The following is a 23,816-nucleotide window of genomic DNA, read 5'->3' on the forward strand; positions in this document are numbered from 1 at the left end:
GTAGGTCTGGTGGTCGCGGTTGAGCTTGCGCAGCCGGCGGTTGATCTTGGACATCAGGTAGCCGATCACCGGCAGGATCACCGCCACGATCAGCGTCAGGCGCCAGTTGGTGTAGAAGAGGTAGATCAGCAGCGCCACGACCGTCAGCGAATCGCGCACCAGCGTGATGAACACGCTGGTCAGGATCTGCAGCACCTGGTTGACCTCGAAAATCACCGCATTGATCAGCGATGCCGCCGTGTTGCGGTGGAAGAACCCCGCCGGCGCATGCAGCAGGCGCTCGAACATCTGCATGCGCATCTTCAGCAGCACGCGGTTCGAGATCAGGTTCAGCAGATAGCCGGAAGCGAACTGCGCAACACCCCGGATCAGCGCCACGCCGGTCAGGATGGCAGGCACATGCCACAGCGTGCCGGCGTAGTCGCCACCGAAACCCTTGTCGAGCAGGTCGTTGACGACCTTGGGGATCACCCCTTCGCTGGCCGCAACCACCGCCATGGCTATGATGGCGCCGACAAAAACGCGCAACTCGGGGCGCAGGTAAGACCAGAGCCGGCTGGACATGCTGGAGGGCACGGTGGAGCCGGGCGAGATGGGCGGTTTGGATGTGGTCACTGAATGTCTTTCTGTATGGGTGCGGCGGCAGGGCTTGATGGCACCTGGCCCGGCGGCTCCTCTATCCCGCCCGCTTCTGCCGCGCTACGCGCAGGAAGGGCCGGACGAAGACCTGGAACAGGAATCGCTGGTAGACGTAGCGGCGCAGATAATAGCCGATGCTGCGCCGCGCCTTGTCGCTGGCATCGAGATCGGCACGATGGCCTTCCAGCGCGGAATCCTGCGCCAGTTCGGTCAGCCCGATGCAATACGGGACCACGGCACGGACCGTGACCAGGCCCTGTTTCTCGAAGGCGGACCAGTAGTCGGCAGCACACCAGACCGGCTGGAGCCCCGCCAGCATGCGCTCGGCCGCGGCCCGCGTCACCACGTAGCCATGCGCCCGCCACCATTCGCCGTAGCGCCGCACCAGCTTGCGCCCGTGGCCAAGGGGTCGCGTGCCCCAGCGGGTGTACTTGTCGACGTGGGACAGCAGCACCACTTCCGCGCGGTCCGGGTCCAGACGGGCCTCCAGGTCAGCGAGCACCGCCGGCAGGTCATCGCCAAGCAAGGCGTCGTCCTCCAGCACCAGCGCAAACGCCGCGTCGTCTTCCAGCATCTGGCGACAGACGCCGAGGTGGCTCAGCGCGCACCCGACTTCGCCGCGGCTCATGGGCCGGTACCGCACCGCGGCGGCGGCCGCATCATAACGTCTCGCCACGTCGTGTTCGGGAAGCGCGCGCCCGTCCACGGCAGCGAAGACCTGGAACGGGACGCCGAGGCGTTCGAGCTGCGCGGAGATGCGTTGCCGGCGCGAGCCCGCGCTCGCCAGGTTGATGACGTAGGCGCCGATCATGCCGCCACCGCCTGTGCGTCCGGCCGCGCCGGCAGCTCCGGCGCCTTGCGCTGTGCGACCACGATGGCGAAGCACGTCGCGATCATCAGCGTGTAGAAGGCATTGGTCATGGCGATGAAGAACATCGCTTCGGTCAGTCCGAACAGCAGGAAGCCGATGCTGATGGCCAGCCCCATGGTGGCAGCGGTGCGCGTGACCATGTCACGGCTGCGCAGATGGCGCAGGAAAAAGCCTGCCGGCACCAGGTATAGCGCAAGTACAGCAAGCACCCCGGGAATCCCCTGCGTTGCCGCGATGTACAGCACGTCATTGTGCGAGTGCGCGAACTGGGTGGTTGCGGGCGTGATAAATCCGCTTGCTGCCATGGCCTTGAGGTTGGCCGCAAACCCGTCTGGCCCCACGCCTGTCATCGGATGCGTTTCCAGCATGCGCAGCGAGGCCTTCCACAGTTGCAGGCGCCAGCCCTCCGACGTATCCAGCCCTCGCTGCGTTACTACCGCCGCATCGATGCCCGGTGACGAGACCGCGGCATTGAGATTGGCGACCGCTTCGCCCACACGCTTCCTGACGATATCGCTGCAGTATCCGGCCACCGCCATGCCTCCCACCAGGACCGCGAGCAAAGCGGCACGGGCGCGGATCGTCCATTTGCGCATGACGGTGATCGCGATCAGCAGCAGCACCGGGATGGCGAGCCAGCCGCCACGTGTCGCACTGGCATACGACGTATAGACACCGGCCGCGCCGGCCAGCAGTTTGGGCGCCATCGAAAGCCACCGGCCGCGCCGGTCCCATCCAATCGAAATCAGCGCCAGCATTCCCATCAGCAGAGACAGGTTGGAAAAGGGAATGATGTTGTTGACGCCGACATGGTCCGGCCGGCCGCCAGCGGTTGCGGCGTATATCCAGACCGCAGAAACGATCGCACCCACCACCAGTCCCCACTGCACGGCCTGCAGCGCACGCCGGTCGAGCAGTGCGAGGCCCCAGGCCAGCAGCCCGAACAAGGCGAAGCGCAGGTAGAGATACGGCAGGTCCATGCCATCGCCGCTGACAACCTGGCGCAGCAGGAAGGCCGCCGGCAAGGCCGCCATCGCCGCCGCCACCGCCCAATGCTCGCGCAGCATCGTCCCCCAGGCGCACAGGCTGGCGCGGGGCTGCACGGACAGCGCGACTACGCACCACAGCAGCAGGAAGCTGAAACCAGCATTGGCCGCCGAAGGATAGGTGAGCAGCAGGATGGGAAAGGAGATCAGTGCGGCACATGCCACCAGGGAGAAAACTTTTTCCATCCCTGTGAATCGGGACAAATGTGCTCTTATCATCAAACTCGCAATTGGAGAAAACGGCGCCGGGGCATTTCCCGCGGGCTGGCGGCAACCACCAGGCGGCGCCGGGACCACTGAGCCGGTGCGGTAGAATACGCGATCTTCCATCAGCACTCGGCTGTTGGCGGCGCCGGCGGCTTGTCGGTCTGCCCGACAGGCGTGCCGCCCATATTCCATGAAAGTCTCGGCCGTCATCATTACCAGGAATGAAGCTCACAATATCGGGGCTTGCCTCGACAGCGTGTCCTGGTGCGAAGAGGCGATTATAGTGGATTGGGCCAGCTCGGATGACACCGTGGCCATTGCGCGTGCTGCCGGCGCCACTGTGATCCAGACCGAGGACTGGCCGGGCTTCGGCCCGCAAAAGAACCGCGCGGTCAGTGCCGCCAGGGGCGACTGGATTCTCAGCCTGGATGCCGACGAGCGTGTCACGCCTGCGCTGCGCGATGAAATCCTGCAGCAAATCGCCCGGCCTGGTGCCCAGGCCCTGGCACTGCCGCGCCTGTCCGCGTTCTGCGGCACCTTCGTGCGCCATGCCGGCTGGTATCCCGACTATGTCACGCGCGTGTTCCGCAACGGCCGCGGCCGCTTCACCGAAGACCTGGTCCATGAACACCTGAAGGTGGACGATCCTGTGACCCGCCTGCGCGAGCCGCTGATCCACTACAGCTACCGATCGTTATCGGACGTGCTGCGCAAGATCGACAGTTACTCCAGCGCCGGCGCGCAGCAAGCCTACGCGCGCGGCAAGCGCAGCTCGGTGGCGTCGGCCGCCGGCCACGGACTGTGGGCGTTCATCCGCACCTACCTGTTCAAGCGTGGCTTCCTTGACGGCGGCGCGGGCTTTGGCGTCGCGCTGATGAATGCGCAGGCCAGCTACTACAAGTACGCGAAGCTGGCGCAGCTGCACGCCGCGGACAGCGCACGGGTGCGCGGTGACGCCTGACGCCCCATACTCTCCTTGCATCCACCGATGAAAATTGGCATTTCCTGCAACCGCTTCGGCGCCGGCGGCGGCCTGGAGCGCTATGCGCTCGACATCAGCCAGGCCATGGCCGGCCGCGCGGGCACCGAGGTGTCGGTCTACGCGCGCCGCTTCGATGCCGGCGTGGCGGAAGCATCCGGCATCGAGCCGCAGCGGATCGTGGTGTCGTGGCTGCCGGGCAAGTTGCGCGACCGCTATTTCTCCTGGCGCCTGCAGGCGCGCCTGCCTGCCGATGCGGTGCTGATCGGCTGCAACCGCGTGCGGGGGTCCGACATCGCCATCTGCGGCGGCACCCATCGCGGCTACCTGGCCGCGCGCGGCACGCCGCCGCGCCGCTCCGATCGCTGGCAGATCGACCTCGAAAGCGCGCAGTACACCGGCGCGCATTGCGTGGTGGCGCACTCGGCGCTGATGCGGCGCGAAGTGGTCGAGTTGTACGGGATCCCGGAAAACCGGGTGCACTTGCTCTACCCGCCGGTCGACACGCAGCGCTTTGCGCCGGTCGACGACGCCACGCGCGCGTCGCTGCGCCGCGAGTTCGGTTTTGGCGACGATGAGGTCGTGTTCCTGTTTCCGTCGTCGGGACATGCCCGCAAGGGGTTCGACCTGCTGGCCGATTACTTCTCGAAATCCAGCCTGCCGATCACGCTTGCGGTGGCCGGCCGGCCGGTGGGACGCACCATCCCGCGCGTGCGCGAACTCGGCTACAGCAGCCGCATCGACGCGCTCTACCGCGCCGCGGACTTCACCATCCTGGCATCGGGCTATGAACCGTTCGGGCTGGTCGGGGTGGAATCCGTGCTGTGCGGCACGCCGCTGGTGTTTGCCGACAATATCGCCTGCCTGGAAGTGATCCGGCCGCAGGCCGTCCATGCGTTCGCTCGCGAACGCGCCGATACGCTCGACCAGGCCATCCGCGCCGCCGTGCAGGCCGCGCAGTCCGGCCAGGCGAGGCTGGCGCAGCCGATGACCATGCTGGACTACGATCCGCGCATCGGCACCCACGTCGATAGCCTGCTGGCGCTGGCGGCGCAGGCAATGGCCGCGCGGCGCGCCTGAGCACGCCGCCGCTGCGACGTTATTCGTAGACCGTATTCACGCTCTCCGCCGACAGCGCCTGGCGCAGCGCGCCCAGCGCCTCGTCGGACGGCACCACCTGCCACTCCGGCCCCAGCACGGCTTCGCACGACGCGGTCCGGGCCTGGTAGCCGATCCGCACCGGCAGACCCTGGGCACCCGTGGCGCGTGCCAGGTGCGGCATCAGCAGTTCGCGCAGCAACCCGGTCGAAGAATTGCCGTTCATCGCCAGCCGCACGGCCGTCGCAAAGCGGATCCGTGCCGCGGTCAGGTCCATCACCGACTCCGCGGTAAAGCGCACGCCGCCGGTAAAGGTATCGTGCCGCGCATTGCCGGTGGCGATCAGCAGTTCATCCTCGCGGAACATCTGCCGGTTGGCGTCGAAGACCTCGTTGAACACCGTCATCTCGACCAGGCCGGTGCCGTCGTCCAGCGTCACGATCAGCATCTTGCCGCGCTGGGTCATCTGGGTGCGGATGCCGGAGATCACGCCGGCGATGGTCTTGCCGCGCACGTCGCGGCCGAAGCCGCCGCCGTTGCCCTGCACTTCCTTTTCCAGCGAGGCCAGCGTGCCCTTGTTGAAGCGGCGCACCTCGTCGCGATAGGCGTCGAACAGGTGGCCGGAGAAGTAGTAGCCGAGCGCCTGCTTTTCTTCCTGCAGCGTGCGCTTGGGGCTCCAGCGCGGTTCGTCGAGCAGTTCGGGGCGGTGCGCTTCGCCGGCATCGCCCATCAGGTCGAACAGCGACACCTGGTTGGCGGACTCGGCCTTCTGCTCCGCGGCTTCCATGGCGATCGGCACCGAGGCCAGCAGCTGGGCGCGGTTGTCGTTCAGGCTGTCGAAGGCGCCGGCGCGGATCAGCGCTTCCATGGTGCGGCGGTTGACCTGGCGGCGGTCGACGCGCTCGCAGAAGTCGAACAGGTCCTTGAACGCCCCGCCCTCTTCGCGCGCGCGCAGGATGTCTTCGATCGCGCCCTGCCCGCTGCCCTTGATGCCGCCCAGGCCATAGCGGATGGTCTTGGGGTCGGTCGGCGCGAAGCGGTACTCGCTGGCGTTGACGTCAGGCGGCAGCACCGCGATCTTGTTGAGCTTGCAGTCCTCGTAGAGGATCTTGACCTTGTCGGTGTCGTCCATGGCCAGCGACATGTTGGCTGCCATGAATTCGGCCGGATGGTGGGCCTTGAGCCAGGCGGTGTAGTACGCCAGCAGCGCATACGCGGCCGCGTGCGACTTGTTGAAGCCGTAGCCCGCGAACTTCTCCATCAGGTCGAAAATGTCGTCGGCCTGCTGCGCGTTGAGGCCGTTCTTGTCCGCCCCCTCGCGGAACATGACGCGATGCTGCGCCATCTCCTCGGGCTTCTTCTTGCCCATCGCGCGGCGCAGCAGGTCGGCGCCGCCAAGCGAGTAGCCGCCGATGATCTGCGCCATCTGCATCACCTGCTCCTGGTAGACCATGATGCCGTAGGTCTCTTTCAGGACGGGTTCGACGCGCGGATCGGGATACTCCACCTTCTCGCGGCCGTGCTTGCGCGCGCAGAAGCTGGGGATCAGGTCCATCGGGCCCGGGCGGTAGAGCGCCACCAGCGCGATGATGTCCTCGAAGCGGTCAGGCTTGGCGTCCTTCAGCATGCCCTGCATGCCGCGGCTTTCCAGCTGGAACACGGCGACCGTGTTGGCGGTCTTGAGGATGTCGAAGGCGGGGCCGTCGTCGAGCGGGATCTGGCTGCAGTTCCAGTCGGCCTTGCTCGGGTCGAGGCGGCGGATATAGCGCTCGGCCCAGTCCAGGATGGTGAGCGTGGTCAGGCCCAGGAAGTCGAACTTGACCAGGCCGGCGGCCTCGACGTCGTCCTTGTCGTACTGGCTGACGACGCCGCTCATGCCGTCGTTCTGCGCGCCCTGCGTGTACAGCGGGCAGAAATCGGTCAGCCTGCCGGGCGCGATCAGCACGCCGCCGGCGTGCATGCCGACGTTGCGCGTCATGCCTTCGACGCGCTGCGCCAGCTCCAGCAGCTGGCGCACTTCTTCCTCGTTGTTCTCGCGCTCGGTCAGTAGCGGCTCTTCTTTCTTCGCTTCCTCGATGGTGACCAGCTTGCCCGGCTTGAACGGGATCAGCTTGGCGATGCCGTCGACAAAGCCATAGCCCAGGTCGAGCACGCGGCCCACGTCGCGCACCGCGGCCTTGGCGGCCATGGTGCCGAAGGTGGCGATCTGCGACACCGCGTCCTTGCCGTACTTCTCCTTCACGTACGTGATCACGCGATCGCGGCCGTGCTGGCAGAAGTCGATATCGAAGTCGGGCATCGATACCCGTTCCGGGTTCAGGAAACGCTCGAACAGCAGCGCGTACTTGAGCGGATCGAGGTCGGTAATGCCCAGCGCATACGCGACCAGCGAACCGGCACCGGAACCCCGGCCGGGCCCGACCGGCACGCCGTTGTTCTTGGCCCAGTTGATAAAGTCCGCCACGATCAGGAAGTAGCCGGGAAAGCCCATCTTGATGATGGTGCCGGTCTCGAACTCCAGCCGTGCGTAATATTCCGGGCGCTTCGCTTCGCGTACCGCTTCGTCCGGAAACAGCACCGCCATGCGCTTCTCGAGGCCGTCCTTGGCCATGAAGACGAGGTAGTCGTCCAGCGACATGCCGTCCGGCGTCGGGAACAGCGGCAGGCGCGGCTTGCCCAGTTCCAGCGTCAGGTTGCAGCGGCGCGCGATCTCGACCGCGTTCTCCAGCGCCGAGGGGATATCCGCGAACAGCGCGCACATCTCGTCCTGGGTCTTGAAGTACTGGTCGGTGGTAAAGCGCCGCGTGCGGCGCGGGTTGGCCAGCAGCTCGCCCTCGGCGATACACACGCGCGCCTCGTGCGCGGTGTAGTCGTCCGGCGTCATGAACTGCACCGGATGCGTGGCGACCACCGGCAACTGCAGTTCGGCCGCCAGTTGCACGGCCTGCTGCACGTAGGCATCGGTGCCGGCATGGCCGGCGCGCTGCAGTTCGATATAGAAGCGCTGTGCGAACACCGATGCCCAGTGCTGCGCGGCACGGCGCGCGCCGTCGGCATTGCCGTTGGCCAGCGCCATGCCGATATCGCCGCCCATTGCGCCGGACAGCGCGATCAGGCCGGTGGCGAGCGGCATGTCGTCTTCGCCCGGCTCCAGGAACCACGACGGATCGATCTCGGCGCGGCCACGGTGCTGGTTGCCCAGCCACGCGCGCGACAGCAGCATGCACAGGTTCAGATAGCCGCGCCGGTCCTGCACTAGCAGCAGCAGGCGTGCGGGCTTGTCGCGGTCTTCGGCATTGGTCAGCCAGACATCGGCCCCGACCACCGGCTTCACGCCCTTGCCGCGCGCTTCCTTGTAATAGCGGATCAGCCCGAAGGCGTTGGCAAGATCCGTCAGGGCGAGCGCGCCCATGCCATCGGCGGCGGCGGCCTTGACGGCGTCGTCGAGGCGGACGATGCCGTCCACGACGGAGTATTCGGAATGCAGGCGGAGGTGGACGAAGCGGGGTGCGGACATGGGCGACATTGTACCGGCTCGACCCGCCTGCCGGCCTCCAATATTGCGTGCAGGCGACGCGTGCCGGCCGCTGCGCAAAGCTGATCGGGGTGCTTGGGAATGAGCGGCAGAAGCGCCCGCTCGCGTTATAATTTCGCCTTTCCTATCAGGCAGTTATCGCAAGCCGCCAACGCCCTTCCCGCCCTCCCGGGTGCGGCCGTGCAGGCGCCGTCCCTCATGCAGATCGTAAATATTTCCGCTTACAAGTTCGTCTCGCTGGACGACATCGAGACCCTGCGCCCGGCCATGCGCGAGCGCTGCGAAGCGGCCGGCCTGAAAGGCACGATCCTGCTCGCGCCCGAGGGCATCAACATGTTCCTGGCCGGCCCGCGCGAAGCCATCGACGGCTTCATGGTGTGGCTGCATGCCGACGCGCGCTTCGCCGATATCGCGCCCAAGGAAAGCCTGTCGGAGAACCAGCCCTTCAAGCGCATGCTGGTGCGTGCCAAGAAGGAGATCATCACCATGAAGATGCCGCTGATCCGCCCCGAAGACGGCCGCGCGCCGTCGGTGCGACCGGTGGACCTGAAGCGCTGGCTGGACCAGGGGCATGACGACGAAGGCCGCCCGGTGGTGATGCTCGATACGCGCAATGACTTCGAGGTCGCGGTCGGCACCTTCGCCGATGCGGTCGAGTACGACATCGCCAAGTTCAGCGAATTCCCCGAGGCTGTCGCCGCGCACAAGGCAGAGCTGGAAGGCAAGACCGTGGTGTCGTTCTGCACCGGCGGCATCCGCTGCGAGAAGGCGGCGATCCACATGCAGGAAGTCGGCGTCGAGCGCGTATACCAGCTCGAGGGTGGCATCCTGAAGTATTTCGAGGAAGTCGGCGGCAGCCACTATCGCGGCGACTGCTTCGTCTTCGACTACCGCACCGCGCTAAACCCGAACCTGGAGCCCGCCGGACCCAAGCAGTGCTTCGCCTGCCGTGCCGTGGTCACGCCGGAAGAACAGCAGAGCCCGCACTACGTGATCGGCAAGAGCTGCCCGCACTGCATCGGCACGAAACAGGCCGCAGCCTGACAGAACGCCGGCGGCGGCCGCTCAGGCCGCCAGCAGGTGGTAGAGATTGCGCAGCATGCCCGCGGTGGCGCCCCAGATAAAGCGGTGGCCGCCGCTCTCGCGCGGATAGGGCATGGCGTAGAACAGGCGTTCGCCGTCGACCCAGCGGAACAGGCGCCGCTCATGGTGTAACGGGTTCATCAGGAAGGCGAGCGGCACTTCGAAGACATCGGCCACTTCCGAGGCATCCGGGCGCAGCGTGAATCCATCGCGCACCAGGCCGACCACCGGACTGACGTGGAATCCCGTGCCAGTGATGTAGTCAGGCAGTGCGCCCAGCACTTCCACGTAGTCGCGCGCCAGACCCACCTCTTCTTCCGTCTCACGCAGCGCCGTGTCGATACGGTTCTTGTCCCACTGCTCCTGCCTGCCGCCCGGGAAGCTGATCTGCCCCGCATGCGCACTCAGGTTGGCATTGCGCTGGGTCAGCAGCACGGTCAGGCCATCGCGGCGTTCCACCAGCGGCACCAGCACGGCGGCATCGCGCAGGCCGCGGCTGCGGTCGTAGACGCGCGATTCGTCGGTCAGCTCCGGCGCCCAGGCCGGCGGCACCTCGAAGCGGTGGCGGATGAAGTCGACCTGCAGGCGCGGCTCGCTCAATGGCGCATTGCGCAGGTCGGTGTCGACGACGGGAAGGGATTCGGGATCGAAGGCGGGACGCATAGCAACCGCAAGTATGACAGAAGCGCGCGATTCGGCGCCGCAGCAAAATCGGATGTTGCCCGAACGCCAATGCAGCATGCAAAAAGGGCACCCATGGGGTGCCCTTCCTGGGGAAACGCTGGCCGGGTCGCCCCGGCCGGCATGTCCGGCTTACTCCGCAGCCTTGGCAGCGGCAGCAGCCTTCGACACCAGCTTTTCCTTGATACGTGCGGACTTGCCCGAACGCTGGCGCAGGTAGTACAGCTTCGCGCGACGCACGTCGCCGCGACGCTTCACTTCGATGGCAGCGATCAGCGGCGAGTACAGCTGGAACGTACGTTCCACGCCTTCACCCGACGAGATCTTGCGCACGATGAAGGACGAGTTCAGGCCGCGGTTACGCTTGGCGATCACTACGCCTTCGTAGGCCTGCACGCGCTTGCGGTTACCTTCCACCACGTTCACGCTGACGATCACGGTGTCGCCGGGTGCGAATGCGGGGATGGTCTTGTTCGCGGTCAGACGCGCGATCTCTTCCTTCTCGATCTGCTCGATGAGGTTCATCGTTTTTTCTCCGTAACCATCGTGCCGGCGTTGTATGCCCCAGGCATGTCCCGGGCCCCGGCAGAGGATGGGGTTTTACCTGGCGGGAGTTGCCTCCCGCCCTTCCTTCGCCGCCCATTCCGACAAGAATTTCTCGTCGGCGCGGGACAGCAAACCTTGTTCGCGAGCCGCCTCGATCAGGTCGGGGCGCTTTCTCGCGGTATTGGCCAGCGCCTGCTGGCGCCGCCATTTCTCGATCTCGGCGTGATGGCCCCCGAGCAATATCTCGGGCACCCGCACGCCTTCATATTCTTCCGGCCGCGTGTAGTGCGGACAATCCAGCAGGCCGTTGACAAAGCTGTCCTGCACCGCGGACTGCGCGTCGCCCAGCACGCCGGGCAGGTGGCGCACCACCGCGTCGATCAGCGCCATCGCCGGCAGTTCACCGCCTGACAGCACGAAGTCGCCGAGGCTGATTTCCTCGTCCACGCGGCGGTCGATCAGCCGCTGGTCGATGGCCTCATAGCGGCCGCACAGCAGGACCAGGCCCGGCCGTTCGGCCAGTTCCATCACCTTGGCGTGCGACAGCGTCTTGCCTTGCGGCGACATCAGCACCACGTGCGGCTGCGGCACGCCGGCCTGCGCCTGCGCTGCCACTGCGGCATCGATCGCATCGTCCAGCGGCTTGGCCAGCATCACCATGCCGGGGCCGCCGCCATAGGGGCGATCGTCGATGGTGCGGTAATTGTCGACCGTGAAATCGCGTGGATTCCAGCTGCGCAACGCATACCGCTGTTGCTTGGCTGCCCGGCTGGTAATGCCCCAGTCGGTCAGCGCGCGGAACATCTCGGGAAACAGCGTGATCACATCGAACTGCATCCGCTCTCCCCTCCTGGGCACAATGCCGGGCCTGGCCCCGGGCTCAGTAATCGAGTCCCCAGTCCACCACGATGCGCTTGTCGGCGGTATCGACCGTGCGCAGGAACGCATCGACAAACGGGATCAGCCGTTCGCCGGCCTTGCCGTCCGGCAGCGCGTACGCGACCTGCAGGATCTGGTGGGCACCGTTATCGATCAGGCCGGATACTTCGCCCAGCAACTCGCCTTGCTCGTTGCTGACGCTGCAGCCGATCAGGTCGACCCAGTAAAACTCGTCTTCTTCCGGCGCCGGAAAATCCGCACGCCGGATCCACACGCGACGGCCCCGGAGCGCTTCCGCAAGATTGCGGTCGGCAACGCCGGCGGCATTCGCCACCACCGTACCGCTGTGCTCGCGCGACTGCGCGATCTTCACGCAGACCGGCTGGGCCTGCTGCGCCCCGGCGGCAACCAGCCCCGCCTGCGGCGGCGCCAGCAACCACCAGCGACGCGCATGCAGCAGGGCGGATGCGTCATTGGCATGCGGCTGGACCTTGATCCAGCCACGGATGCCGTAGGCCGCGCCGACATAGCCGACTTCCACCAGGTCTTCCGGCAGGGCGTCGGCATACAGCAGCGCCGTGGGCATCTTGGGGGCCTTGGGGGCCTCACCCTGCGGGCCCTGCGGCCGGTTCAGCGGCCGCTGCTTGCGTTCAGTCACGTGCGCAACGAAGAACGTGCCCTTGCGGGCACGCTATAGTTCGCTCAGTCCGATGGACCGGCGGCAATCAGGCAGCAGCCTTGGTGCCTTGCTTGACCAGGCGGGCAACGGTCGGCGACAGCTGGGCGCCAACGCCTTGCCAGTAGGCCAGGCGGTCTTGCGCCAGGCGCAGGCCTTCTTCGCCTTCCGAAGCCAGCGGGTTGTAGAAGCCAACGCGCTCGATGAAACGGCCATCGCGACGGTTGCGCGAATCGGTAGCGACGATGTTGAAGAACGGGCGCTTCTTGCTGCCGCCGCGAGCCAGACGGATAACGACCATGGGATGATTCCTCAGAAAACGGGTGTCCGGGTGTTCAAACGAACACGAAACGCAAGAGTATAGCCCAGTTTCCGAGGCCAAACAAACACTTAGGTGATTGACGTGCCGGTGCCGTGCAGGCATCGTGGCAAAAACCGCGACGGGAGGCCTGCCATGCGTCCGCATCTGCACTTCTTGCTTCGTACTGCAAGGCAGTCCGCCCTGCTCGCCGTGGTTCTGCTGGCAGGCAGCGCGGCGGCGGCGCTGCCGCTCGAGCAGATCAAGCTGCCGGCCGGCTTCCGCATCGACGTGTTAACGCAGGAGGTGCCGGGCGCGCGCGCCATGGCGCTGTCGCCGTCGGGCACGCTCTTCGTGGGTTCGTTGCGCGAGGGCAAGGTCTACGCGGTCACCGACGCGCTCGGCGGCCGACCGCGCGTGCGCACTGTTGCCAGCGGGCTGCGCATGCCGGCCGGGGTGGCGCTGCGCGATGGCAGCCTGTACGCCTCGTCGGTGTCCAGGATCGTGCGCATCGACAATATCGAAGCGCGGCTGGACAACCCGCCGGCACCGGTGGTGGTAAGCGACCGCTTTCCGTCAGACGATCACCACGGCTGGAAATTCATCGCCTTCGGGCCGGACGGCTACCTGTACGTCCCGGTCGGCGCGCCCTGCAATATCTGCGCGCCCGACGAGAACCGCTACGCCAACATCATGAAGATGAAGCCCGATGGTAGCGACCTGCAGGTGGCGGCCCGCGGGGTGCGCAATACCGTCGGCTTCGACTGGCACCCGGCCACGCGCGAGCTGTGGTTCACCGACAACGGCCGCGACCGCATGGGCGACGATGTTCCCGACGACGAGCTGAACCGCGCGACGGCGAACAACCAGCATTTCGGCTATCCGTATTGCCACGCCGGCAACGTCGCCGACCCGGAATACGGCAGCAAGCGCCCCTGCTCGGAATTTGTCCCGCCGGTGGCGCGGCTGGGCGCGCACGTGGCCGCGCTCGGCATGCGCTTCTATACCGGCAGCCAGTTTCCGGCGGCATACCGTAACAATGTCTTCATTGCCGAGCATGGCAGCTGGGACCGTAGCCAGCCATCCGGCTACCGCGTGGTGCGCGTGGTGCTGGACGAGTCCGGCAAGGCCGTCCGGCAGGAGGTGTTTGCCCAGGGCTGGCTGCGCGGCAGGCCGTGGGGCCGCCCGGTCGACGTGCTCGTCGCCCCTGACGGCTCGCTGCTGGTCAGCGACGACCTGGCTGGCGCGATCTACCGGATCCGCTACGCACCGTAGCTGGAGACGGCACAAGCGCAGCCCGCAAAGAGCCGCCAAAACACCAGGAATGGCAAGGCCATGTGTCCGAAACAATCCGTTACACCGGTAACTCGCTTGGCATAGCGCGACCTGATGGCCGATGCGTACCATGAACCCATCTTCCAACAGCAACTTAGCGCGACAGGAACCTGGGAATCCGCATGATCACCCGCTCTCTCCTGCGCGACCTGGTGGCTGGCATCCTGGTGGCCTCGGGCCTGGTCGGCGCGGTAGCCGCCAGTCATGCCCAGGTCGCGTTCTGGCAACAAAGCCGTGCTGATGCCCGGCCGGTGCGGCTGCAGGCTGGCGATGGCTGGCAGGTCGCCAGCGTGCGCGCCGAAAGCCGCGACCACGTACAGGCGCAGATCGACCGCATGGAAGCTCGCGCCCGCGCAGACGACCGCCTGAGTGGCCGCCGCGCCGCCGCCATGCAGGGCGCTCGCGACGACAACCGTGTGCGCGCCCAGGATCAGCGCAGCAACCCTTCCGACGCCCGCAACGACTCGCGCCCCACCAGCGTCGGTCCCGGCTGGCAGGCACACGGCCGCGACAACGGCGGACGCTGAATCCCCATGCGGCTGGCGCTCGCGTGGCGCCGGCGCCCTGGGAAGCGCGCCGAGGAACTCGCTGCGGAACTCGCCCCGCGCCCCCATTGTCTTTATCTGAGTGTGTGCCCCACTTTCCGGGTGCCACACACAGGCTGCCGCCCGGCGCTGCCCGGGGCTCACAGCGTGCCGTCCAGTGCAGACGGCAATCGAACTGACCTGCCTCTGCCCGACACCTCCTGTCGGACCCGATCACGACAGCTCGGGCGCAGCCTCCAGAATGACAATAATTCCGTGAGGTTTGTCATGTCACCCCTTCTAAGCGACCTGGTCGAACACGCCGGCCAGTTATCGCTGTCCGTCCTGTTCATGGGTATCCTTACCCTGGTCCTTTACGGCGAAACGCATATCAGCGAACACGCCGCCACCTTTATCAAGAGCCTGCTTACGGGCGGCTGGCATTAGCGTCGCCCTGCGCGTCTGCTGATGCACTTCCACTCCCTGGCCGTAACCGCCGGCGTACAATGACTGCCGGCTGGCACGCGTGTGCCGCCGTTTTTCCCGAACCGCCACGCACGCCCCTACGCCATGCCTGCCGCCACGCCAGCCAGTCCCGCAACCACTCGCGCCACCACCCCGGCACGCGGCAAGTCCAAGCTGCTGACGGTCGCGCTGGCGTTCCTGTTCGGCAGCCTCGGGGCGCACCGCTTCTACCTGGGCGGGCTGCGCGACGTGTACGGCTGGGTTCACCTGCTGGGGCTGCTGGCCGGCGTCGTCGGCATTGCCTCGATGGCGACCGATGCCGGGACGCCCGCGCTCAACTGGACGTTCGCCGTTGCCGGCGGAGTCTCGGTCATCAGCGCCTTCCTTGGCGCCATCGTCTATGGCCTGCGCCCGGACGACAAGTGGGACGCGCGCTTCAATCCCCATGGCAAGCCCACGCGCTCCGGGTGGCCGGTCGTGATCCTGGTGATCCTGTCGCTGCTGATCGGCACCGGCCTGCTGATGGCGGGGCTGGCCATCAGCTTCCAGACCTTCTTCGAATCGCAGGTCGAGGCGGCGCGCGAGCTGTCGCAATAGCCGCGCCGGCGGCATTCACTGCGACCTGATCGACCACGTACGCGGCAACCTGCGGGCGGATGATGGCAGGTGATCCGCGATGCCCACCCTGCCGGCATTCGCTTGAGCACCGCGGCGGGCGCCAAAAGCTGCCTGCATTTGCGCGTGGTCAATGCGGCCGCAATCGGCAATTCCCCTTTCGCGCAAATCGCCCATACTGGAAAGACCGTCCGATCCTGGCGGCGACATGCGCGGCAGAGCGTGGCTCTGGCGGCGCAAAGGAGCACCAATCGACATGCCAACGTATGACGAAGGACGCCTGGCAGCCATCGCCGTCAGGCTGGCGCTGTCCTCCGGACTGCCGCCATCGAGCGCGAAGGCCGCGCTGGACCTGGCCAGCCGCATGATCGGCGACCAGCAGGCCACTGAAGCAGCTCAGAACAAGGAGCCTTGCGGATCGTCCTTGCCGCGTGGTCCCGCGGGCGGCCGGAATCGCGAAGTATCCAGTTCGAACCGGTTATAGCGGAAGCCGAGCCGGTCGGCGGCCTTGTAGAAGCGCTGACGTAGCAAGTCCGCCCACACGCCCGTGCCCCGCATGCGCGTGGCAAAGCTGGCATCGTAGGCTTTGCCTTCGCGCATGTCGCGAACGCGGTTCATGACCCGCTCGGCGCGATCGGGGAAATGCGCCAGCAGCCATTCCTCGAACAGCGGCCGCACCTCCCAGGGCAGCCGCAGCACGATGTAGTTCGCATAGACGGCGCCCGCCTCTCGCGCCGCTTCCAGCACACGCTCAAGGTCAGGCTCGGTGATGAACGGGATCACCGGGGCAATGCTTACGCCTACCGGAATGCCGGCGTCGGTCAGCGTGCGGATGGTACGCAGTCGGCGTGACGGCGTCGCCGCGCGTGGCTCGAGCGTGCGCGCGATGTCCGCATCCAGCGTGGTGATGGTGACCGCCGCCACCGCGAGCCGCTTGGCGGCCATCGGCGCCAGCAGGTCAATATCACGCTCGATCAGTGAAGACTTGGTGATCAGTGCGACCGGATGGTCGTGTTCGCTCAGCACCTCGAGGATGCCGCGGGTAATGCGCTGCTCGCGCTCGATCGGCTGGTAAGCGTCGGTGTTGACGCCCAGCGCGATGGTCTCGCAGCGGTACGAGGGCCGCGCCAGCGCCTCGCGCAGCTTCTCGGCAGCGTTGGACTTGGCGAACAGCCGGGTCTCGAAGTCGAGCCCCGGCGACAGGTCAAGGTAGGCGTGCGTGGGCCGCGCAAAGCAGTAGATGCAGCCGTGCTCGCAGCCGCGGTACGGGTTCAGCGACACGTCGAACGGGATATCCGGCGACGCGTTGCGGGTCAGGATCGTGCGCGCGCGTTCGATGCGTACCTGCGTACGCAGCGGCGGCAATGGCGCTTGCGGTGACGGAGTGGTGTTGGAGGCAGCCTCCGGATGCGCCTGCCCGACGGCAGTCGCCGGCTCTTCCATTGCCGGACTACCCCAGCCGTCGTCGAAGGTCTCGCGCTGGTCTCGCTCGAAACGTCCCTGCAGGTTGCTGACCGCGCCGCGTCCCTTGCGCGCGACGGGCGCCCGCGGGCCCGCCTGCGTATCGGCGGCGGCGGTGGACGTGTCTTTGAAGGGATTGGTGGGGCGCTTCATGATTGCCCGGCTTCGTTGGCCTGGCGTGGGTGGTCAGGTCGGCTGGCTCTTGTCCTCGACCGAGATTGCAAGCGTTTCCTTGATTTCTTCCATGACGACATAGCTTTTCGACTGCGCGGCACCGGGCAGTTGCAACAGGATGTCGCCCAGCAGCCGCCGGTATTCGCCGATCTCGCGGATGCGCGCTTTGATCAGGTAGTCGAAATCGCCCGACACGAGGTGACACTCCAGCACTTCCGGGATGCGCAGCACCTCGCGCCGGAACTGCTCGAACATATTGCCCGATTTGTTGCCGAGCGAGATCTCCACGAACACTAGCAGTGCACTGCCCAGCAGGGTCGGATTCAGCCGCGCGTAGTAGCCCATGATGACACCATCGCGCTCCAGGCGCTTGACCCGCTCGATGCACGGCGTGATGGTCAGGCCGACCGCCTCCGCCAGGTCTTTCATCGAGATCCTGCCGTCTGCCTGCAGCAGCGTCAGGATCCTGCGGTCGAGCCGGTCGAGCGTGCGTACGGGCTGGCGGCTGGTTCTCATTAGTTTTTCCTGTTTTACTGAGAAATTCGGTAACTATGACTGGATTGTATTCAATAGTATAGAGACAAATCCTTCTTCAACCTGAGATCGTAGTTGGGAGCCCCCGAAATGCGTGTTCTCGTACTTGGCAGTGGCGTCATCGGCGTCACCAGTGCGTGGTATCTGGCCAAGGCCGGTCATGAAGTGACCGTCGTCGATCGCGAAGCCGGACCCGCGCTGGGCACAAGCTTTGCCAACGCGGGGCAGATCTCCCCGGGCTACGCGTCGCCGTGGGCGGCGCCCGGCGTGCCGCTGAAGGCGATCAAGTGGATGTTCCAGGACCACGCTCCGCTGTCCATCCGTCCGGACGGCACGCTGTTCCAGCTGCAATGGATGTGGCAGATGCTGCTGAACTGCAGTGCCGAGCGCTATGCCGTGAACAAGGAGCGCATGGTGCGGCTGGCCGAATACAGCCGCGACTGCATCCGCGCATTGCGCGCGGAAACCGGCATCGCTTATGAAGGCCGCCAGCAAGGCACGCTGCAGGTGTTCCGCACCGACGAGCAGCTGCAAGGCGCGGCCAAGGACATCGCCGTGCTGGAAGAAGCCGGCGTGCCCTACCAGTTGCTTTCGCGCGAAGAACTCGCCGCGAGCGAACCGGCGCTGGCCGCTGTCAGCCACAAGCTGAGCGGCGGCCTGCGCCTTCCCAACGATGAAACCGGCGACTGCCAGTTGTTCACGACGCGGCTTTCGCAGATGGCCGAGCTGCTGGGCGTCAGGTTCCTGTACAACCGTTCGATCGACAGCCTGCTGACGCGGGGCGATGCCGTCACCGGCGCCATCGTCAACGGCGAGCCGATCTCCGCCGACCTGGTGGTCGTGGCGCTGGGCAGCTGGTCGACGCAGCTGGTGAAGCCGTTCCTGTCGGGCATGTCCAACCTGCCGGTGTACCCGCTCAAGGGCTTCTCGATCACGGTGCCGCTCAGCGACGCCTCGCGCAGCCCGGTGTCGACGGTGCTGGATGAAACCTACAAGGTCGCCATCACCCGCTTCGACGACCGCATCCGCGTCGGCGGCATGGCGCAGATCGTCGGCTATGACCGCAGCCTCGACCCGGCCAAGCGCCGCACGCTCGAACACGTGGTCACCGACCTGTTCCCCGGTGCCGGCGATGTCAGCCAGGCCACCTTCTGGACCGGCCTGCGCCCGATGACGCCGGACGGCACGCCGATCGTCGGCCCGACGCAGGTACGCGGCCTGTGGCTGAACACCGGACACGGCACGCTCGGCTGGACCATGGCCTGCGGCTCCGGCAAGCTGCTGTCGGACCTGGTCTCCGGGACTTCGCCGGCGATCCGTGCCGATGACCTGTCGGTGGGACGCTATCTCAAGCCCACGCGCCATCACCTGGCACCGCGGCCGGCGCATGCCTGACAACGGCGACACACAGGCAATACAAGGGCGGCCCTACAGGCCGCCCTTTTTGTTTGCTGATATCGCCTACCCCCGTAGCTATCAATAGACGCAAAAAAGCCGTTCGCGGGAAATCCCGGGAACGGCTCCTTTTGCGAACATGGCCGGCCGTATCATCCACCTCACGGCCGGCAAGCTGACGGCATCAGCCCAGCGCGGCCACCAGTTCCGGCACCACGGTATTCAGATCGCCCACCAGGCCGTAGTCGGCCACGGAGAAGATCGGGGCCTCGGCATCCTTGTTGATCGCGACGATCACCTTGGAGTCCTTCATGCCGGCCAGGTGCTGGATCGCGCCGGAGATACCGACGGCGATGTACAGCTGCGGCGCGACGATCTTGCCGGTCTGGCCGACCTGGTAGTCGTTCGGCACGAAGCCGGCGTCAACGGCGGCGCGCGAGGCACCCAGCGCGGCGCCCAGCTTGTCGGCCAGCGGCGTCAGCACCTTGGTGTAGTTCTCGCCCGAACCCACGCCACGGCCACCCGAGACGATGATCTTGGCGGCGGTCAGTTCCGGACGGTCGCTCTTGGCCACTTCGCGCGAAACGAACTGCGAAACGCCCGCGTCGGCCACAGCCGGCAGGGTCTCGACGGCGGCCGAGCCACCTTCGGCAGCGGCGGCGTCAAACGCGGTGCCGCGCACGGTGATCACCTTGATCTTGTCTTCCGACTTGACCGTGGCGATGGCGTTGCCGGCGTAGATCGGACGCTCGAAGGTGTCCGGGGCGTCGACCTTGGAGATTTCCGAGATCTGGGCCACGTCCAGCTTGGCGGCCACGCGCGGCAGGATGTTCTTGCCGTACGGGGTGGCCGGAGCCAGGATGTGCGAGTAGTCGTTGGCGATGGCCAGCGCCTGCTCGGCCACGTTTTCGGCCAGGCCGTCGCCAAAGTAGGCGGCGTCGGCCAGCAGGACCTTGGTCACGCCGGCGATCTTGGCGGCGGCGTCGGCCGCGGCCTTGGCGTTGGAACCGGCCACCAGCACGTGCACGTCGCCGCCGCATTGGGCTGCGGCGGTCACGGTGTTCAGCGTGGCGCCCTTGATCGATTGATTGTCGTGTTCAGCAATGACGAGTGCAGTCATGTTCTATCTCCCCGGCGCTCAGATAACCTTGGCTTCGTTCTTCAGCTTCTGCACCAGCGTCGCGACGTCCGGCACCATCACACCAGCGCTGCGCTTGGCAGGCTCGACCACCTTCAGGGTCGACAGGCGCGGCTTCACGTCGACGCCGAGGTCTTCCGGCTTGACGGTATCCAGCGGCTTCTTCTTCGCCTTCATGATGTTCGGCAGCGTGACGTAGCGCGGCTCGTTCAGGCGCAGGTCGGTCGTCACCACGGCCGGCAGCTTCAGCGATAGCGTTTCCAGGCCGCCGTCGACTTCACGGGTCACCGACGCCTTGCCGTCGGCAACCACCACCTTCGAGGCGAACGTGGCTTGCGGCAGGCCGGCCAGCGCGGCCACCATCTGGCCGGTCTGGTTGGAGTCATCGTCGATCGCCTGCTTGCCCAGGATCACCAGCTGCGGCTGTTCCTTGTCGATCAGCGCCTTCAGCAGCTTGGCCACGGCCAGCGGTTGCAGGTCTTCGTTCGACTCCACCAGGATGCCGCGGTCGGCACCGATGGCCATCGCGGTGCGCAGGGTTTCCTGGCACTGCGTGACACCGCACGACACGGCGACGACTTCGGTGACGACGCCGGCTTCCTTCAGGCGCACGGCCTCTTCCACGGCGATTTCGTCGAACGGGTTCATGCTCATCTTGACGTTGGCCAGATCGACGCCCGTGCCGTCCGCCTTGACGCGGACCTTGACGTTGTAATCCACCACCCGCTTGACTGCGACGAGTACTTTCATGCGCTCACTCCACTGATAGCTGATAGTCAGAAATTTTGTTCGCTCGTCATTATAACCACCGGGTTGGCGGCTCTCCTGTTTTTCGAACGATCGTACTATTTTATCGGCAAAATGATGCCGGGCATAGCCCGGCAGCCACCAGCCGTCAGGAGATTGTGCCGGAAATTGAGGCTTACGCGCATCGTCTGATTGGACGGAAGCCTCAAAGTGACCGGTACATAACCGCGATTGCCAAGGATTACCAGGCGGTGATCACGGATTCCTTGAAGGTCGAATTCACGTATTGCTTGATTTCGGGCGAGTGGTACGCCTTCACCAGCTTGGCCACCCACGGCTTGCCCTTGTCGGCCTCACGGATCGCGATCAGGTTGGCGTACGGACCCTTCGGACCTTCCATGGCGATCGCATCCTTGGTCGGCGACAGGCCGGCCGATTCCGCGTAGTTGCCGTTGATCGCGGCGGCATCCAGATCATCCAGCGAGCGCGGCAGCTGCGCGGCGTCCAGCTCGACGATGCGGACCTTCTTCGGATTCTCGGCGATGTCCAGCGGGGTCGCCTTCAGGCCGGCGTTAGGCTTGAGCTTGATCACGCCCTTGCTCTGCAGCAGCAGCAGGCCGCGGCCGCCGTTGGTCGGATCGTTGGGCACGCCCACGCGCGCGCCCTGCTTGAGCTGGTCGAGCGACTTGATCTTCTTGGAGTACACGCCCATCGGGAAGGTCACGGTGTAGGCGATGTGCGTGAACTTGTAGCCGCGGTCCTTGATCTGGGCTTCCAGGTAAGGCAGGTGCTGGTAGCTGTTGGCATCCAGGTCGCCGGCGGCCAGCGCGGCGTTGGGCTGGATGTAGTCGCTGAACTCGACCACCTGGATGTTCAGGCCGTCCTTGGCGGCGACCTTCTTCACCTGTTCCATGATCTGGGCGTGCGGGCCGCCGGTCACGCCGATCTTGATCGGCTTTTCCTGGGCGATCGCGCCGGTGGCGAGCGACGCGCCGAGCGCGGCGCCGAGCATCCATTGCAGCAGGTTGCGACGTTGCATGATGTACGTTCCTATCTCTAGAAGTAGTTTGGTTCAGCGGTGGCTGATGCGCCGGACCAGCCAGTCGCCGAAGCTCTGCACGGCCTGCACGAAGATGATCAGGATCACCACCACCGCCACCATCACCTCGGTGATGTAGCGCTGGTAGCCATAGCGGATGCCCAGGTCGCCCAGGCCGCCGCCGCCGATCGCGCCGGCCATGGCCGAGTAGCCGACCAGGCTGACAAAGGTAATGGTCAGGCCGGCGACGATGCCGGGCATGGCCTCGGGCAGCAGCACCTTCCACACGATCTGGCCAGTGGTGGCACCCATCGACTGGGCGGCCTCGACCAGGCCCTTGTCGACTTCACGCAGTGCGCTTTCGACCAGACGGGCAATGAACGGGACCGCCGCGATGGTCAGCGGCACGATCGCCGCGGTGGTACCGATCGACGAACCCACGATAAAGCGCGTGAATGGAATCACCACTACCAGCAGGATGATGAACGGGATCGAGCGCACCGCGTTGACCACCACGCCGATGGTGCGGTTGAACAGCGGGTGCGACAGCACGCCGCCGCGGTTGGTCAGGTGCAGCAGCACGCCCAGCGGCACGCCCAGCAGCGAGCCGACCACGCCGGAGATCGCCACCATCAGCAGGGTCTCGTTGAACGAGGTCAGGAACAGGTCAAACATTTCAGACCACATGCTCGAACTCCTCCACCACGACGCCTTGCGCCTGCAGGTATTCCATTGCTGCCTTCACGTCGGCCAGCTCGCCAGTGGCCATGATCGCCAGCGAGCCGAAGGCCTGGCCCTGGATCTCGTCGATGTGGCCGTGCAGGATGTTGAAATCCAGCCCGTAGCGGCGGATCGCCTGCGCCAGTACCGGCTGGTCGACGCCCTCGCCGGTGAAGGCGAGGCGGTAGACGTGGTCGCGGCCATTGCCGAGCCGGCTTTCGACGCGCTTGAGCACGCTCGCCGGCAGCTCCTGCGAAATGACATCGCCGATCATGGCGCGCGTGACGTCGTGCTGCGGACGCAGGAACACGTCGATCACGCGGCCCTGCTCGACCACCTGGCCGGCCTCGAGCACGGCGACGCGGTCGCACACCTGCTTGATGACCTCCATCTGGTGCGTGATCATCACGATGGTCAGGCCCAGTTCGCGATTGATCTGCCTGAGCAGTTCCAGGATGGAACGCGTGGTTTCCGGATCCAGCGCCGAAGTGGCTTCGTCCGACAGCAGCACCTTGGGCTTGCTCGCCAGCGCGCGCGCGATACCCACGCGCTGCTTCTGCCCGCCGCTGATCTGCGCCGGGTGGCGGTCCTTCAGCGCCGACAGGCCGACCAGCTCCAGCAGCGGCAGCACGGTTGCGGCGATTTCCGCCTTGGGCTTGCCCGCCAGTTCCAGCGGCAGCGCCACATTGTCATAGACGGTGCGCGACGACAGCAGGTTGAAATGCTGGAAGATCATGCCGATCTCGCGCCGGGCCAGGCGCAGCGCGCCGTTGTCCAGCGCGGTCAGGTCCTGGCCGTCGACGACGACGCGGCCGCTGCTGGGCCGGTTCAGCAGGTTGATGGCGCGAACCAGCGTGCTCTTGCCGGCGCCGCTGCGGCCGATGATGCCGAAGACTTCGCCCGCTGCAATCGACAGGCTGACGTCCCGCAATGCATGCACGTCGCCAGACGCGCCCGGGAAGCGCTGCGACAGTCCTTGCAGTTCGATCATGTAAAGGTGACCAAAAGAAAACGGCAACAGGCGAGTTTGTCTCGAGCGCTGTTGCCGCACTTATTTTTGTGAAGCCGGTATTTTATGCGATTCGCTTCATACCATAAACGAATTTTTATCGATGTCTTTATGCACACCCA

At 65.9% G+C, this 23,816-nt stretch carries 24 protein-coding genes; 8 read left to right on the top strand and 16 right to left on the bottom strand.

What is annotated here, in order from left to right:
• The 3 genes from ACAD63_RS18105 to ACAD63_RS18115 form a co-directional block, all read right to left on the bottom strand.
• On the bottom strand, window positions 1-564 hold a 564-nt coding region (locus ACAD63_RS18105; protein WP_434034017.1), incomplete at its 3' end, for an ABC transporter transmembrane domain-containing protein.
• A gap of 112 nt (window positions 565-676) precedes the next feature.
• Complete coding sequence (locus ACAD63_RS18110; protein ID WP_133094040.1) at window positions 677-1,450, bottom strand: glycosyltransferase family 25 protein; 774 nt, start codon at window positions 1,448-1,450, stop codon at window positions 677-679.
• Window positions 1,447-2,742, bottom strand: coding sequence for an O-antigen ligase family protein (locus tag ACAD63_RS18115; protein ID WP_240745933.1), 1,296 nt, complete (start codon window positions 2,740-2,742; stop codon window positions 1,447-1,449). The genes ACAD63_RS18110 and ACAD63_RS18115 overlap by 4 nt, the downstream gene beginning before the upstream one ends.
• A gap of 211 nt (window positions 2,743-2,953) precedes the next feature.
• Here ACAD63_RS18115 and ACAD63_RS18120 point away from each other — a divergent pair, with 211 nt between their 5' ends.
• Together ACAD63_RS18120 and ACAD63_RS18125 are read left to right on the top strand one after the other, a co-directional pair.
• Window positions 2,954-3,724, top strand: coding sequence for a glycosyltransferase family 2 protein (locus ACAD63_RS18120; RefSeq protein ID WP_133094038.1), 771 nt, complete (start codon window positions 2,954-2,956; stop codon window positions 3,722-3,724).
• Window positions 3,725-3,751: 27 nt separating this feature from the next.
• Entirely contained in the window at window positions 3,752-4,822 is a 1,071-nt protein-coding gene (locus tag ACAD63_RS18125) for a glycosyltransferase family 4 protein (RefSeq protein ID WP_135704803.1), read from the top strand.
• 19 nt (window positions 4,823-4,841) lie between these two features.
• On the opposite strand, the gene dnaE is transcribed toward ACAD63_RS18125, so the two are convergent.
• Window positions 4,842-8,357, bottom strand: a complete 3,516-nt coding sequence (dnaE, locus tag ACAD63_RS18130; RefSeq protein WP_135704802.1) for a DNA polymerase III subunit alpha — start codon at window positions 8,355-8,357, stop codon at window positions 4,842-4,844.
• Window positions 8,358-8,573: 216 nt separating this feature from the next.
• Between dnaE and ACAD63_RS18135 the strand changes: the two genes are divergently transcribed.
• Window positions 8,574-9,419, top strand: coding sequence for a sulfurtransferase (locus ACAD63_RS18135; protein ID WP_135704801.1), 846 nt, complete (start codon window positions 8,574-8,576; stop codon window positions 9,417-9,419).
• A 21-nt stretch (window positions 9,420-9,440) separates the two neighbouring features.
• Here the strand turns inward: ACAD63_RS18135 and ACAD63_RS18140 are convergent, their stop codons facing one another.
• From ACAD63_RS18140 to rpsP, 5 genes are all read right to left on the bottom strand, one after another.
• Complete coding sequence (locus ACAD63_RS18140; RefSeq protein WP_133094034.1) at window positions 9,441-10,121, bottom strand: CoA pyrophosphatase; 681 nt, start codon at window positions 10,119-10,121, stop codon at window positions 9,441-9,443.
• Between the two features lie 150 nt (window positions 10,122-10,271).
• The gene (rplS, locus tag ACAD63_RS18145) at window positions 10,272-10,664 is read right to left on the bottom strand and encodes a 50S ribosomal protein L19 (protein ID WP_133094033.1); all 393 of its coding nucleotides are present in this window, start codon (window positions 10,662-10,664) and stop codon (window positions 10,272-10,274) included.
• A gap of 75 nt (window positions 10,665-10,739) precedes the next feature.
• Window positions 10,740-11,522 (bottom strand): tRNA (guanosine(37)-N1)-methyltransferase TrmD, encoded by a 783-nt coding sequence (trmD, locus tag ACAD63_RS18150; RefSeq protein ID WP_133094032.1) that lies wholly within the window; start codon window positions 11,520-11,522, stop codon window positions 10,740-10,742.
• Between the two features lie 43 nt (window positions 11,523-11,565).
• Window positions 11,566-12,150 carry a ribosome maturation factor RimM gene (rimM, locus tag ACAD63_RS18155; protein ID WP_434034018.1) on the bottom strand — a complete coding sequence of 195 codons (585 nt, stop codon included), beginning with the start codon at window positions 12,148-12,150 and terminating at the stop codon, window positions 11,566-11,568.
• Window positions 12,151-12,289: 139 nt separating this feature from the next.
• Window positions 12,290-12,541, bottom strand: a complete 252-nt coding sequence (gene rpsP, locus ACAD63_RS18160; protein ID WP_133094031.1) for a 30S ribosomal protein S16 — start codon at window positions 12,539-12,541, stop codon at window positions 12,290-12,292.
• A gap of 153 nt (window positions 12,542-12,694) precedes the next feature.
• Here rpsP and ACAD63_RS18165 point away from each other — a divergent pair, with 153 nt between their 5' ends.
• From ACAD63_RS18165 to ACAD63_RS18180, 4 genes are all read left to right on the top strand, one after another.
• Window positions 12,695-13,813 carry a PQQ-dependent sugar dehydrogenase gene (locus ACAD63_RS18165; protein WP_135704799.1) on the top strand — a complete coding sequence of 373 codons (1,119 nt, stop codon included), beginning with the start codon at window positions 12,695-12,697 and terminating at the stop codon, window positions 13,811-13,813.
• Window positions 13,814-13,995: 182 nt separating this feature from the next.
• Window positions 13,996-14,400, top strand: coding sequence for a hypothetical protein (locus ACAD63_RS18170; protein ID WP_135704797.1), 405 nt, complete (start codon window positions 13,996-13,998; stop codon window positions 14,398-14,400).
• Between the two features lie 285 nt (window positions 14,401-14,685).
• Window positions 14,686-14,844: a hypothetical protein gene (locus ACAD63_RS18175; protein ID WP_165971452.1), complete on the top strand. Its 159-nt coding sequence runs from the start codon at window positions 14,686-14,688 to the stop codon at window positions 14,842-14,844.
• Window positions 14,845-14,967: 123 nt separating this feature from the next.
• Window positions 14,968-15,459 carry an NINE protein gene (locus tag ACAD63_RS18180; protein ID WP_195428355.1) on the top strand — a complete coding sequence of 164 codons (492 nt, stop codon included), beginning with the start codon at window positions 14,968-14,970 and terminating at the stop codon, window positions 15,457-15,459.
• Window positions 15,460-15,873: 414 nt separating this feature from the next.
• On the opposite strand, the gene ACAD63_RS18185 is transcribed toward ACAD63_RS18180, so the two are convergent.
• Both ACAD63_RS18185 and ACAD63_RS18190 read right to left on the bottom strand, forming a co-directional pair.
• Window positions 15,874-17,091 (bottom strand): PA0069 family radical SAM protein, encoded by a 1,218-nt coding sequence (locus ACAD63_RS18185; RefSeq protein ID WP_434033109.1) that lies wholly within the window; start codon window positions 17,089-17,091, stop codon window positions 15,874-15,876.
• A 33-nt stretch (window positions 17,092-17,124) separates the two neighbouring features.
• Window positions 17,125-17,628 (bottom strand): Lrp/AsnC ligand binding domain-containing protein, encoded by a 504-nt coding sequence (locus ACAD63_RS18190; RefSeq protein WP_133094028.1) that lies wholly within the window; start codon window positions 17,626-17,628, stop codon window positions 17,125-17,127.
• Window positions 17,629-17,736: 108 nt separating this feature from the next.
• Here ACAD63_RS18190 and ACAD63_RS18195 point away from each other — a divergent pair, with 108 nt between their 5' ends.
• Entirely contained in the window at window positions 17,737-19,041 is a 1,305-nt protein-coding gene (locus ACAD63_RS18195; RefSeq protein WP_133094027.1) for a D-amino acid dehydrogenase, read from the top strand.
• Between the two features lie 184 nt (window positions 19,042-19,225).
• Here the strand turns inward: ACAD63_RS18195 and ACAD63_RS18200 are convergent, their stop codons facing one another.
• The 5 genes from ACAD63_RS18200 to ACAD63_RS18220 all read right to left on the bottom strand — a co-directional run bounded on the left by ACAD63_RS18200 (window position 19,226) and on the right by ACAD63_RS18220 (window position 23,676).
• The gene (locus tag ACAD63_RS18200) at window positions 19,226-20,161 is read right to left on the bottom strand and encodes an electron transfer flavoprotein subunit alpha/FixB family protein (protein ID WP_029045693.1); all 936 of its coding nucleotides are present in this window, start codon (window positions 20,159-20,161) and stop codon (window positions 19,226-19,228) included.
• 18 nt (window positions 20,162-20,179) lie between these two features.
• On the bottom strand, window positions 20,180-20,929 hold the full coding sequence (locus tag ACAD63_RS18205) for an electron transfer flavoprotein subunit beta/FixA family protein (protein ID WP_029045694.1): 750 nt from the start codon (window positions 20,927-20,929) through the stop codon (window positions 20,180-20,182).
• Window positions 20,930-21,167: 238 nt separating this feature from the next.
• Window positions 21,168-21,965 carry a MetQ/NlpA family ABC transporter substrate-binding protein gene (locus tag ACAD63_RS18210; RefSeq protein ID WP_434033110.1) on the bottom strand — a complete coding sequence of 266 codons (798 nt, stop codon included), beginning with the start codon at window positions 21,963-21,965 and terminating at the stop codon, window positions 21,168-21,170.
• Window positions 21,966-21,998: 33 nt separating this feature from the next.
• Window positions 21,999-22,652 (bottom strand): methionine ABC transporter permease, encoded by a 654-nt coding sequence (locus ACAD63_RS18215; protein WP_434033111.1) that lies wholly within the window; start codon window positions 22,650-22,652, stop codon window positions 21,999-22,001.
• Window positions 22,642-23,676 (bottom strand): methionine ABC transporter ATP-binding protein, encoded by a 1,035-nt coding sequence (locus tag ACAD63_RS18220; RefSeq protein WP_133094023.1) that lies wholly within the window; start codon window positions 23,674-23,676, stop codon window positions 22,642-22,644. The genes ACAD63_RS18215 and ACAD63_RS18220 overlap by 11 nt, the downstream gene beginning before the upstream one ends.
• Window positions 23,677-23,816 lie beyond the last annotated feature (140 nt).

Origin of the sequence: Cupriavidus sp. a3 (genome assembly GCF_051015765.1) — a bacterium.
GTDB classification, from domain to species: Bacteria; Pseudomonadota; Gammaproteobacteria; order Burkholderiales; family Burkholderiaceae; genus Cupriavidus; species Cupriavidus oxalaticus_A.